General features: G+C 70.6%; 10 protein-coding genes. 2 read left to right on the forward strand and 8 right to left on the reverse strand.

Features of this window, described 5'->3' with window-relative positions:
* Position 1 precedes the first annotated feature (1 nt).
* On the reverse strand, positions 2-532 hold the full coding sequence (locus tag ABZU76_RS27670) for a TetR/AcrR family transcriptional regulator (protein WP_354874539.1): 531 nt from the start codon (positions 530-532) through the stop codon (positions 2-4).
* 56 nt (positions 533-588) lie between these two features.
* Between ABZU76_RS27670 and ABZU76_RS27675 the strand changes: the two genes are divergently transcribed.
* Both ABZU76_RS27675 and ABZU76_RS27680 read left to right on the forward strand, forming a co-directional pair.
* Complete coding sequence (locus ABZU76_RS27675; protein ID WP_354874541.1) at positions 589-2,094, forward strand: AMP-binding protein; 1,506 nt, start codon at positions 589-591, stop codon at positions 2,092-2,094.
* The gene (locus ABZU76_RS27680; RefSeq protein WP_354874543.1) at positions 2,091-2,855 is read left to right on the forward strand and encodes a crotonase/enoyl-CoA hydratase family protein; all 765 of its coding nucleotides are present in this window, start codon (positions 2,091-2,093) and stop codon (positions 2,853-2,855) included. The genes ABZU76_RS27675 and ABZU76_RS27680 overlap by 4 nt, the downstream gene beginning before the upstream one ends.
* Positions 2,856-2,897: 42 nt before the next feature.
* On the opposite strand, the gene ABZU76_RS27685 is transcribed toward ABZU76_RS27680, so the two are convergent.
* The 7 genes from ABZU76_RS27685 to ABZU76_RS27715 all read right to left on the reverse strand — a co-directional run bounded on the left by ABZU76_RS27685 (position 2,898) and on the right by ABZU76_RS27715 (position 12,606).
* The gene (locus ABZU76_RS27685; RefSeq protein ID WP_354874545.1) at positions 2,898-4,196 is read right to left on the reverse strand and encodes a cation:dicarboxylase symporter family transporter; all 1,299 of its coding nucleotides are present in this window, start codon (positions 4,194-4,196) and stop codon (positions 2,898-2,900) included.
* A 46-nt stretch (positions 4,197-4,242) separates the two neighbouring features.
* Entirely contained in the window at positions 4,243-5,127 is an 885-nt protein-coding gene (locus ABZU76_RS27690; protein WP_354874547.1) for a hypothetical protein, read from the reverse strand.
* A complete protein-coding gene (locus ABZU76_RS27695) occupies positions 5,120-5,980 on the reverse strand; it encodes an amidohydrolase family protein (protein WP_354874549.1) in 861 nt (286 codons plus the stop codon). The genes ABZU76_RS27690 and ABZU76_RS27695 overlap by 8 nt, the downstream gene beginning before the upstream one ends.
* 413 nt (positions 5,981-6,393) lie before the next feature.
* Positions 6,394-6,867: a carboxymuconolactone decarboxylase family protein gene (locus ABZU76_RS27700; protein ID WP_354874551.1), complete on the reverse strand. Its 474-nt coding sequence runs from the start codon at positions 6,865-6,867 to the stop codon at positions 6,394-6,396.
* 89 nt (positions 6,868-6,956) lie between these two features.
* On the reverse strand, positions 6,957-8,792 hold the full coding sequence (locus tag ABZU76_RS27705) for a beta-galactosidase family protein (protein ID WP_354874553.1): 1,836 nt from the start codon (positions 8,790-8,792) through the stop codon (positions 6,957-6,959).
* Between the two features lie 21 nt (positions 8,793-8,813).
* Entirely contained in the window at positions 8,814-10,712 is a 1,899-nt protein-coding gene (locus ABZU76_RS27710) for a beta-N-acetylglucosaminidase domain-containing protein (RefSeq protein ID WP_354874555.1), read from the reverse strand.
* 16 nt (positions 10,713-10,728) lie between these two features.
* Complete coding sequence (locus ABZU76_RS27715; protein ID WP_354874557.1) at positions 10,729-12,606, reverse strand: alpha-L-fucosidase; 1,878 nt, start codon at positions 12,604-12,606, stop codon at positions 10,729-10,731.
* Between the last annotated feature and the right edge of the window lie 153 nt (positions 12,607-12,759).

A 12,759-nucleotide genomic window follows, 5' to 3' on the forward strand; every position in this document is an offset into this window, starting at 1 on the left:
CTCAGCCCAGGCGGTCGAACCACCGGTCCACGACGGCGTCGGCGACCGTGGTGTCGTCGCGAAGGATGCTGGTGAGCGCGAGGCCCCGCAACACCATCAGCAGCGATTCGTAGCCGACCCGATCGTCTCCTGTGGACTCGAACGCCTTGCGCAGCTCCCGCCCCAGCTCGCGTTCCGCGGGCAGCAACGCCGCCCGCAACGCCGGGTCGGTCCGCGCGCCGAGCCAGAGTTCCAGCCCCGCCAGGAACAACGGCCCCGACATCGCCTCCCGCAACGCCGTCACCAGCTGCCGCCGCGAATCCGCGCCCGCGAGGCGCACCTGCGCCAGCTGCTGCTCGGCGATGTAGTGGATCGCCGCGACGAACAGGTCCGCCTTCGACCCGAAGTGGTGCAGCAGCGCACCCCGCGACACCCCCGCCCGCTCCTGCACGCGCTGCGTCGTCGTGCCGGCGTAACCGAACTCCACCAGGCATCCGACGGTGGCGTCCAGCAGGGTCTGGTGGGTGCGCGCTCGTTGTTCGCTGCGGGTCACCCGGGCAGCCTACCGTTCTCGTTGACAGTCCAGACGGACTGTGAAAACCTCCGGACATGCTCGCTGTGGAGTTGGTGCGCCGGGGTGCCCGGCGCTTCGCGGATCGCACGGCCGTGGTCGTCGGCGACCGGGAGTTCTCCTTCGCCGAAGTCGACGAGCGCGCCAGCCGCCTCGCCAACGCCCTGCTCGCCGCGGGCGCCGGCCGCGGCACGAGAGTGGGGCTGCTGGTCGACAACGGCGAGTGGTCCATCCCGCTCGACTTCGCGTGTCTCAAGGCCGGCGTGACCAGGGTGCCGCTCAACGCCCGCCTCGCCGTGGCCGAGCAGACCCGGATGCTCGCCGAATCCGGCGTGGCCCTGCTCGTGTACAGCAAGCCTCTGGCCGAACGGGCCGCGACACTCGCCGAAGCCCTCGGCGGCCTGAGACTGGCGGGACTCGGTGACCGGCAACGCGCCCAGGACCTCGACCTCGTCGCCGAACTGGACCGCGTTCCGGCGGCCGACCCGCGCGTCCCCCTCGCTCCGGACGACGTCATGCTCGCCCTCTACACGTCCGGCACCACCGGCACGCTCAAGGCCGCGCAGCACACCCAGGTCGGCTACGCCGCGATCACCGCCAACATCCTCTCCCCCGGCCGCGACTCGGCGATGCTGCACGCCGCGTCGCTCATCCACGCCAGCGGGACTTTCGTGCTGCCGTACTGGATCCGCGGCGGCCGCGCGGTCGTGCTGCCGGGCTTCGACCCCGAGTCCTATCCGGACTCGATCACCCGGCACCGCGTCACCGACATCAACCTCGTGCCGACGATGCTCGGCCTGCTGCTCGCCGGGTCCACTATGGACTCGGCGGCCACACTCGACACCATCGTCTACGGCGCCAGCCCCATGCCGAAGCCGCTGATCCAGGAAGCGCTGGACCGCTTCGGGCCGAAGTTCGTACAGTACTACGGCCAAACCGAGGCTCCGTTGTGCCAGACGGCGCTCGACAAGGCCGACCACCTGCGCAGCGACCTGCTCGGCTCGTGCGGTCACCCGGCCGTCGACGCGGAGCTCCTGCTGACCGATCCCCACGGGAATCCCGTGCCACGCGGGGAGATCGGCGAGATCCGCGTGCGCGCGCCGTTCACGATGAGCGGGTACCTCGACGCGCCCGAGCTCACCGCGGAGACGCTCGTGGACGGCTGGATCCGCACTCGCGACCTCGCCCGTGCCGACGAGCGCGGCTACCTCTACCTGGTCGACCGCGCGAGCGACATGATCGTGACCGGCGGCTACAACGTCTACCCCCGTGAGGTCGAGGACGCGCTGGCCGCGCACCCGGCCGTGGCCGAGTCCGCCGTGGTCGGTGCGCCCGATCCGACGTGGGTCGAGGCCGTGACGGCATTCGTCTCTCTGCGCCCCGGAGCCACAGTGTCCGAGGAGGACTTGCGCAAGCACGTGCGCGGCCGGCTCGCCGGGTACAAGGTGCCCAAGAGCGTGCACGTGGTCGATGTGATCCCGAAGTCGGCGGTGGGCAAGATCCTGCGCCGCGCCCTGCGTGATCCCCTGTGGGAGGACCGATGAACGTCCTGGTCGAGAAGCGCGGCCCCGTCACGATCGTGACGATCGACCGGCCCGAACGGCGCAACGCCGTCGACCGCGCCACGGCCGAAGCGCTCGCCGACGCTTTCCGCGCGTTCGACGCCGACGAGGACGCCTCCGTCGCCGTGTTGCAGGGCGCCGGCGGCACTTTCTGCGCGGGCGCCGACCTCAAAGCCGTCAGCGAGGGCCGGGGCAACCGCACCGAACCCTCGGGAGACGGGCCGATGGGACCGACGCGGCTGCGCCTGACCAAACCGGTCATCGCCGCGGTCAGCGGCCACGCGGTGGCGGGCGGGCTGGAGCTGGCGATCTGGTGCGACCTGCGCGTGGCCGACGAAACCGCTGTGTTCGGCGTGTTCTGCCGGCGCTGGGGCGTGCCGCTCATCGACGGCGGCACCGTGCGCCTGCCACGCCTGATCGGCCAGAGCCACGCGCTGGACCTCATCCTCACCGGGCGCCCGGTCGAGGCCGACGAAGCGTTGCGGATCGGCCTGGCCAACCGCGTCGTCCCCGCCGGGCAGGCACTCGACGCGGCGGTCGAGCTCGCGAACAGCCTCGCCGCGTTCCCGCAGACCTGCCTGCGCGAAGACCGCGCATCGGTGCTCGAACAACACGGCGCCACCGAAGGATCCGCCATGGCCAACGAGTTCAGCCACGGTCTGGTCTCCCTGTCGAGCGACACCGTCGCCGGCGCCACCCGCTTCGCCCGCGGCGCGGGCCGCCACGGTTCGTTCGACGGCTGAATCCGGGGCGGGGCACTGCGCGCAGGCCCCGCCCCGGATTCGTCACGCCGCGACGTAACCGGCGTCGAGCTCCCGATGGAGTGTCACGCGGTCGATCGCCTTCTCCCACTTGCCCACGACGAGTGTGGCCACACAGTTGCCCGCGATGTTGGTGAACACGAACGCGGCCGACAGGACACTGTGGACACCCAGCACCAGCGCGATGCTGCTGACCGGGATCGTGTGCGTGGCCGCCAACGTCAGCGCCAGCACCGCGATGGCCGAACCCGACACGCCCGCGCCGCCCTTGGACGTCAGCAGCAGCACGAACAGCAGGCCCAGCTGCGCCTGCCAGCTCAGGTCCGTGCCGGTGGCCTGCGCCAGGAACACGCTCACCGCGGCGAAGTACAGGCACGTGCCGTCGTGGTTGAAGCTGTAGGCGGTGGGCAGCACGAGCCCCACCACCGGCTCGTCCACGCCCAGCTTTTCGAGCTTCGCCGTGAGCTGTGGAAAAACGCTTTCCGACGAGCTCGTGCCGAGCACCAGCACCAGCTCCGCGCGGAAGTACCGCAGCACCTTCCACAGGCTGACCCCGGCGTAGTGTGACACCGGCCAGAGCACGAGCACGAAGAACAGCACCACGATCAGGTAGAACACCCCGACCAGCTTGCCCAACGGCAACAGCGTGCTCAGCCCGTACTTGGAAACCGTGAACGCGATGGCCCCGAACGCGGCGAACGGCGCGAGCCGCATGACCTTCTTGATGATCCAGAACAGCGACTGCTGCACGGTGCCGACGATGTTCAGCACCGGCTGTGCCTTCTCGCCCAGCGCGGCGAGACCGCAGGCGAACAGGACCGAGAACACCAGGACCTGCAGGATCTCACCCTTGGCGAACGCGTCGACGGCCGACGTGGGCACGAGGCTCACGAGGAAGTCGTCGAAGCCCTCCGACTTGGCCGGCGCCGCCGAAGCCGGCGCGTGCAGCGACGACGGGTCGATGTTCATGCCGACGCCGGGCTTCAGCACGTTGACCACCACGAGGCCGATCACCAGTGCGATCGTGGTGATCACCTCGAAGTACACAATGGACTTCACCGCGATGCGGCCGACCTTGCCGAGGTCGCGCACGCTGGCGATGCCGTGCGTGACCGTGCAGAAGATGATCAGGCCGACGACCATCTGGATGAGGTGGATGAAGATGTCGCCGAGGAAGTCGACGTGGTGGCCGACCGCGGGCGCGAGCGCGCCCACGAGCACGCCGGCGACGACGCCGGCGAGGACCTGGAAGGTCAGGTCCTGGTAGAACGGCTTGCGCTTGCGGGTCTGCCCGGGGGCGCCCGTGGACGTGGTTTCGCTCATCGTCTTCCGGTTTCTCCGTTGAATCTCCGGTGGGGAAAGCTGGCGGCTAGCCGAGGATCCGGCGCGCCGGCGCGAACACCTCGTCGGCGTCGAGGCGGCGTGGGAGCAGGCCTTGTTCAAGACACGCGTCGACGATCAGCTCGATCGGCCCGCTCAGCCGCTCGAAGCCGAACACCGTGGGGACCGGCGCGCCGTCGGGCCGCTCGACGGTCGCGTCGGCGCGGCGCAGCAGCTCGTACGCCTCGCGGACCGCACCGGGGTCGCGGCGGCTCACGGACTCCCCCGCGACGACCATGTGGTTGATCGGCATGAAGCCGTGCTCGCGCCACCACTGCTCGTCGCGCGCGGCGGCGTCGGGGATCACCCGCACGAACTCGTCGCCCTCGGGCAGGTCGTTGCCGAGGATGGTGGCGTCGATGCGGCCTTCACGCAGGAGGTCGGGCAGGCTCGCTTCGCCGACGCCGTGCTCGACGAAGTCCGGGTCTTCGTACTCCGCGACGTGGGCGCCGTCGCGGGTGAGCCAGTGGATGTCGCGCGAGGCGAGGCCGAAGTCCTCGGTGAGGTGCGCGCGGACCCACATGCCCGTGGTCTGGGTGAAGGCGCGCACGCCGATGCGCTTGCCCTTGAGCTCGGCCGGGTCCACCGGGCGCGACGCGTGGGCGATGAGGCAGCCGCGCTGGAACCGCGACGCGACCACGGCCGGCAGCAGCACCACGGGGCGGCCGTACGCGATCGCCTGCAGCGCCGTGACGATGGCCAGCTCGCTCAGGTCGTAGGCCTCGTCGCGCACCATCGGGGCGAACGCCTTGTGCACCGGCGACACCGCGGTGAAGTCGAGCTCGACCGACGGGCTGGTGACCTCGCCGTTCTTGAGCGGCTTGGTGTGCGGGTAGTCCGCGAGGACGGTCCGCAGGATCGTGGGTTCAGGCACGGCTCGCACCCTTCAGCGACGGGTAGAAGGCGGCGGCGGTCCCGCCGAAGATCTGGTCGAGGTCGGCTTCGGGCAGCACGGAGACCGTCTCGCGGGCCTCGGCCAGCAGGTCGGGCAGCACGCCGTCGGCCGCGGGGAAGTTGGAGCCCCACGCGATGCGGGCGGCGCCGTAGGCCGCGACCAGGTCGGTGAGGAAGCCCTCGGTCGTGGACGCGCCCTTCGCCGACGCGGCCAGCGCGCGGTGGGTGAGCTTGAGGTGCACACCGGGGTAGGCGGCCAGGTCGAACAGGTCCTTGGCCAGGCGGTACGGGCGCCCGTCGGACAGGTCGGGGCGCGCGCAGTGGTCGAGCAGCACGCGCACGCGCGGGAAACGGTCGAGGATCTCGCGCAGCTTCGGCAGACCCTGGATCGTCATCTGCAGGCACACCGGGATGTCGTGCTTCTCGGCGTGGGCCCAGGCGGGGAACGAGTCCTCGTGGCCGAGCCAGTCGGCCTGGCCGGGCATGGTCGTGCCGGTGGTGAACAGGCGGAAGCCCGAGAGGCCGAGGCCCTGCCAGTGGTCGATCTTCTCGACGGCGTCGGGAGCCATCGCGTCGATCGAGTAGACGCCCGCGAAGCGGTCGGGGTGGCGGCGCAGCGCTTCGGCGACGTAGCGGTTGTCGTGGCCGTACACCGTGGACGCCTGCACGACCACTGCCTGCGCGATGCCCGCCGCGTCGAGGGCCCGCACGAGGCCGTCGATGTCCACCGGGTGCGCCTTCGACCACTCGCTCTGCTTCCCGCCGATGGGGTCGACCGGGTACTGACCCGCGTCCGGGGAGATGACGTGCGTGTGCGAGTCGATGATGTCCATGTGACCTCCTGTGAACCGGGGGTTCGGCGCAGCACCGGATCCTCGGCGACCCGGCTCGGAGCCCGCGCGCTCCGGCAGACCGGGACCATACACGATTGTTAACAATCTCGTAGAAGATTGTGGGGACGATTTCGTTGGGGATCACGGTGCGCGGCGCCTGGTGAGCGCAGCGCGAGCCGTTTCCCGTGGAATCCGTGCAGGTGGGAGGGTGCGGGACGGGCGGCCGCCCTGACAAGTGAGGGTGGCAGGAGACTCAGTGGCCCGGATGGTGGACGGCGACAGGGCGGGAGGGTTCGCCTGAACCGAACATGGGGGCAACCGCGAGAGATCCGGCCCCGGACAGCACAACGCCCCAGGCTCCGGAGGTCCGGTGCCTGGGGCGTCGTAGCGGTGGGAGCGGTGGCGACCCGGGGTCAGCCGAACATGCCCACCTCGTAGTGGCCCGCCGGCTGCTGGGTGATGACGTTCATGCGGTTGTAGGTGTTGATGAGCGCGATGAGCATGGTGAGGCCGGTGAGCTGGTCCTCGTCGTAGTGCTTCGCGGCCTGCTGCCAGACCTCGTCGCTGACACCGCCCGCGGCGTCCGCGATGCGGGTGCCCTCTTCGGCGAGCTCGAGGGCCGCGCGCTCGGCGTCGGTGAAGACCGTGGCTTCGCGCCAGGCCGCGACGAGGTTGAGGCGCGTGGGCTCTTCGCCCGCGGCCACGGCTTCCTTGTAGTGCATGTCGGTGCAGAAGCCGCAGCCGTTGATCTGGCTGGCGCGCAGCTTCACGAGCTCCTGCGTCGCGGCGGGAAGGCCCGAGTCCGAGATCGGCTTGTTCGCCGCGTTGAGGTACTTCATGAACTTGCCGGCGACCGCGTTCTCGAAGAGGTTGAGTCGTGCTTCCACTGGTCTGCTCCTTCGCCCTTCTCCACTGGTTACGCACTCTTGACGGGTGGGCGCGCGAAGTTGTGACACCGGCAAATGTGACCTGCGTCTCACCCCAGATCGGCCTCCGCGCGGATCTCGAGCGTCTCCCCCGGCTGGTGCAGCTCCAGCACGACGAGCTCGTTGCGCCCGCTGCGCCACAGCGGCGCCGGGGCGTAGAGAGTCCGTTGTGGACCGCGGCTCCAGTAGCGGCCCAGGTTGAAGCCGTTGAGCCAGACGATGCCCTTTTCCCAGCCCGGTAGCGCGACGAACCCGTCGGCGGGCGCCCCGATCCTCACCGCGGCCCGGTGAAAGGCTGGGCCCACGCCCGGAGCACCCGGCGTGAAGTGCACTGTGGACAGATCGTCGAGCGGCAACGGCCGGATCTCCCAGCCGAAGAGCTTCTGCTGGGTGTTCATGGCGACCCACCCGTCGATGCCCTTGCGGTCGGCGAGGTAGGGGCCGTAGTTGATCCGGCCCATCGTGTCCACGAGGATGTCGAGCTGGTTCTCCGCCTCCTCGAACACGAGGTCCACCGTGGCGTCGGGGGTGTTGCGGTCGAGGACGCCGACCTGCTTGCCCCCGGCGAAGACCAGCGCGCGGTCGGCGAGGCCGTGGATGCTCAGGGTGCCGTTGTGCGGGCCCTGCACCTTCGTCCGGTAGTGGATGAGCCCGGTGGCCTGGCCGAGCTTCTCCATCGGCAACGGCTGCGGCGAGCGAACCACCTTCGACAACGCGGGCAGCGACGCCAGCAGCGACGCCGTCGCGTCCGGCTTCACCGTCTGCGGCGCCAGCCGCGGTGAACGGCCGGGGATCGGCCCGTCGGGCAGCTTCGTGTACTTGCCGATCACGGCCCGCAGCGCGGTGAACTTCGCGCCGAGGTCGCCCGCCTCTCCCACCGGCGAGTCGTAGTCGTAGCTCGTGACGGTGGGCTGGTAGGTCGTGCCGGAGGTGTTGGCCCCGCTCGTGAAGCCGAAGTTCGTGCCGCCGCATGCCATGTACAGGTTCACCGACGCGCCGGAGGCGAGCACCGTGTCGATGTAGCCCGCCATCTGCTGGGGGTCGCGCGTGTTGTGCTGCTCGCCCCAGTGGTCGAACCAGCCGTCCCAGAACTCCGCCATCATCACCGGCTTGCCGGGCTGGAACTTCTTCAGCGCATCGAGACTCGGCACCGGATTGCCGTCGCCCGTGCCGACTTCGAGCGTGCCCGGCAGCGAGCCGAAGCGCATGAAGAAGTCGGACGCGCCGTCGGCCGCGAACAGCAGGCTCGTGCACCCCCGCGAACGCAGGCTGTCGCGCAGGTGCGCCAGGTACGAGGTGTCGTTGCCGTAACTGCCGTATTCGTTCTCGATCTGCACTGCGATCACCGGCCCGCCGCGGTGCGCCTCCAGCACGGCCAGGCGCGGCACGAGATGGTCGTACCAGGCGTCCACGGCCTTGAGGTACTTCGGATCGGCGCACCGCAGTTCGAGGTCACGGTCGGCGAGCAGCCACGCGGGCAGGCCGCCGAACTCCCATTCCGCGCAGATGTACGGGCTCGGCCGCACGATCACCCGCAGCCCCACCTCGCCGGCGGTGCGGATGAACTTCGGCAGGTCACGCCGGCCGCTGAAGTCCGGTGGGCCCGGCTTCGGCTGGTGGAAGTTCCACGCCACGTACGTCTCGACCGTGTTCAGGCCGAGCGCCCGCAGCCGCTCCAGCCGGTCGCGCCACTGGTCGGGGTGGATGCGGAAATAGTGCACGGCACCCGAGATGATCTGGAACGGCTTGCCGTCCAACAGGAACTGCTCGCCGGACACGGTCAGTCCCCCACGGCCCGCCGCGTCGGCGGGCCCGGCGAACACCGTGCTCGCCGCGGCCAGCCCGGCGACCCCGCCGAGGAAACTCCTCCTGCTCACTGCATTCACGAAGCTCTCCGTCCTTCGGGGTCAGCCGAGCGTCGCGGCCCGGGCCTGGGTGATGAACGCGTCGAGGACACCGTCGCCGACGAGTGCCTGCCGCACCCCCCACCGGTTGGTGTCGCCCGTCTTCACGGCCTGGGCCCGGGTGACGAGATCGTCGGCGGACGCGGTGAGCCGCTGCGCCGCCTTGGTGTCACCACGCCCGGCCGCAGCGAGGGCGTCGAGCTGGTCGACCATCGCGCCACCCCACAGAGCCGTCGCATCGAGCCACGGTGAAGCCTCGTCGACGAACGCGCTCTCCACCCGGCCGCCGCGGATGACCTTCGCGGCATCGCGGATCTGCACCGCGTACGCCCGCAGGTCGGTCACCCGGTGGTCACCCGCGTTCCACCGCTGCCAGAACGCCTTCGTCTTCGCCGCCAGCACCGGGGCCTGCGGCTGCCACGGCGTCGGGCCGAACGTCGGGGCCAGGTGCTCGAGATCGGCGAACACCTGCAACGCGGCCGTGGCCCGGGCGTCGCCGCCCGCGAGCCGCGCAAGCGCTTGCGGCCACGAGCGCTCCGGCGAGTACCCCGCGTCGTTCCACGCGAAGTCCGTGGCACCGAACTCGGCGACCTCGCTGGCCGCCTCCTGGTTCATCGGGTTGGCGACGATCCCGTTGAGGTACTGCGAAAGCCCGGCCTCACGCTGGGCGTAGGGCGCGAGCAGCAGCCGGCCGGCGGACTGCTCGTAGTCGTTCACGGGGTAGTTGTCCCAGAGGAACACCTTACGGCCGTACACAGTGGACACCTGCCGCGCTTCGTCGGTGGTCACGCTCGGCGGCACCACGTCCGTGCCGGTCCACTGCACGACCACCGACGGGTCGAGGTTCTCGCGCAGCTCGGTCTTGTACGGCGAGTCCTTGAGGTCGCTGTACTCGGTGGGCACCGTCTGCAGTGGACGGGCACCGTCGTGGGTCTCGACGAAGCCACTCGTGATCGCGTTGAGCAGCGACACCTGGGCCTTGCCCGCCGCGGCCTGGCCTGGCGTGCCGAACGCCGTCTGGTCGGCCGCGCAGTTCCACTTGGTGTAGGAGATGTCGTCGAACGGGATCGAGAACGACCGCACGCCGAGGTCGTACACCGACTGCAGCTTCGCCTTCACCGCGGCGAGATCGTCGGGCGAGGAGAAGCAGATCGACACGCCGGGCGAGAGCGCGTAGGTGAAGTCGACATGGTGCGCGGTCGCCGACTTCACCAGCTGCCCGAGCGTGGCCAGCTCGTCGGCGGGGTACGGATCGCGCCACTGCGCGCGCAGGTAGGCGTCGTCCTTGGCACTGTAGACGTAGGTGTTGGCCTTGACCTCGCCGAGGAACGCGATCTGCCGCAGCCGGTCGGCGGTGCTCCACGGCGGGCCGTAGAAGCCCTCGATCGACCCGCGCAACGCCATGTTCGGCCAGTCGCGCACGGCCACGCCGCTGACGGCCCAGCCGTGACCGGACCGGACGAACAGCTGCCGCAACGTCTGCGCGCCGTAGTACTGGCCCGAGCCGTCGCGCCCGGCGATCACGATCTCGCCGCGCGTGGTGGTGAGCGAGTAACCCTCGGCCTGGGCCGGTGCGGTGGCGCCGGCGCCGAGGCGGACGACCAGCGCGTGGCCCTGACGGGGTTCCCGGGTGACCGCGGTGACCTTGCGCGCGCCGTGCTGCCGGAACAGCGAGGTGACGAGGTCTTTCGCGGCGGCGTCGGTGGTGCCGTCGGTGACGAGCACGACCTCGTCGGGCACGGCGAGGTCGGCCGAGTCGCGGGCGAACGACTGCGGCGTGGGCGTGACGACAGGCAGTGGCTGGTGGTGGCCGGGCGCGGCCGTGGCCGGCTGCGTGACGAGTGCGGCGAGCGAAACCCCGGCCGCGAGCACGGCGGCCAGGTGGCGCTTTCGTGAAGTCATGAAGGGATCCCTCGGGTCAGGCGGCCGGCGCCACGGTGCGGTACAGGGCGAAGGTCGAGAGGTACGGAGTGGCCCGCGCCTGGGTGATCACCACGCGCAGGTGGCTGGTCGTCACGGGTGCGGAGAGCGTGACCAGGCGGGTGTAGCCGATGGTGGTGACGGTGCCGAGCGTCTGCCACGCGCCGTTGACCTCGGCCTGCACGGTCGCGCCCTCCACGTGCTGGCCGCGGCTGATGTCCTCGCCCAGGCTGATCTGGTCGAACGTCGCGGGCCGGGCGAGCGGCACGTCGAGTGTGCCCGCGAGCGCACCGTGCGGTGGGGTCCACGACGTGGTCAGCGAACCGTCGGTGACCGCGGCGACGGCCTTGTCGCCGGGCCGCGCGTGGGCCTGGTTCACCTGCGTAGCGGCGACGGATCGGCCGAAGGCGGCCAAAGCCGCGACGTCCGCGGGGGCGAACTCGCCGTCCGGGCCGGGTGGCACGTTCAGCAGCAGCGAGGAGTTGCGCCCGACCGTGCGCCGGTAGATGTCGACGAGTTGCGCGGCGGTTTTCGGCTGCTCGCCCGCGTGGAAGAACCAGCCGGGGCGGATCGAGACGTCGGATTCAGCCGGCGCCCACTGCAGGAAGCGCACGGACGGGTCGGCCAGCACCTGGCGCGAGCCGAGGTCGGTGGCCGTCGCGCCGCCGAGGAACAGCTCCTCGTTGTGCGCGGTGTTCGGGTCGCCGGTCGTCGGCAGCGGGCTCCACTCCGTGGTCCGCGCCTGGCCGGCCTCGTTGCCGACCCAGCGCACGCCGGCCGGACCGGCGAACGTGACGGTGTTCGGCGAGAGCGCGTGGATCATCGAGAACCAGGTCGTGAAGTCGTAGTTCTCGCTGACGCCGCGGTCGCGCCACGGGTTGGCGCCGTCGAGCCACAGCTCGTCGATCGGGCCGTACTGGGTGAACAGTTCGTAGAGCTGGTTGAGGTAGTAGGTGTTGTAGTCGTCCTCGTTCACGCTGAAGCGCGGCAGCTTCCCGGCGGCCAGCGCGGCGGCTCGGTCGTCGTGCGCCACCAGCGTGGGGATGGTCCGTTCGGTCACGGCGCTGCCGGTGCCGTAGCGGCCCTGGCCCTGCGGGGCGCTCGCGCGGTCGTCGTAGGTGGCCTGTTCCTCGATGGACAGCGACTGACCGGCGGCGACCTTCGCCTCGATCCGCTTGACCTCGTCGGCGAAGAAGGTCGCGGGCAGCTCGGCGCCGTCGGCGGGCGAGAGGTAGACGCCGACCTTGAGGCCGGCCTTGCGCGCGGAATCCACGTAGTCACGCAGGATGTCGCCGCGCGGGTTGGTGCAGCCCGCGTCGCGCGCCTGCCAGAAGGCGGACGGGTCCTGCGAGCGCGTGGCCTGCGCGGTTTGGCGGGCGGCGTCGGCCTTCGGGTCGGTGCAGCCCGCGCCGAGCCACCACGGGCTGGCGACGACGGAGTGGTCGGTGTAGCGGGTCGGGTAGAGCACGAAACCGTCGTGGTGCTTGGCGGTGAGCATCACCTGCGTGACGCCGGCGGCCTTGAGCGAGCGCATCCACTGGTCGGTGTCCACGGCCGGTGGCGCGAACGTCGACTCCTTCTCGGCGCCCGAACCCCATTCGCGGTCGGTGAAGGTGTTCATGCCGAAGTGCGTGAACGCGGTGACGGGCCGCTGCTGCCAGGCGAGCTGGCCGGGCCGTGGCACGACGGCGGCGGCCTTGGCGAGAACGCGGTCCATGCCGTCGCACGGCTGGACGGTCATGATCGCCGCGGTCTTGATCGGTCCGGTGCAGCCGCGGTCCGGCGGTGCGGCGGCACCGGGCGTGGCCGTGGATCCGGCCACGGCGAGGGAAAACAGTGCGGCCAGAACTGCGTTCCGGCGCGTCGAGATCGGCACGTGCTCCTCCTGACGGGTCCGCGCGGCCGCGTGCCCCGGTGGCGGCCGGCGACGAGCTGGTGGATCGCCCAGCACACTAGGTGCGTGATCCATCGGATGTCTAGACCTACTCGGGGGAGGTGCACAGGGCTGTCCGTTCCCTGTCTTCCCGGC

Origin of the sequence: Amycolatopsis sp. NPDC005232, assembly GCF_040607795.1 — a bacterium.
Lineage (GTDB): Bacteria > Actinomycetota > Actinomycetes > Mycobacteriales > Pseudonocardiaceae > Amycolatopsis.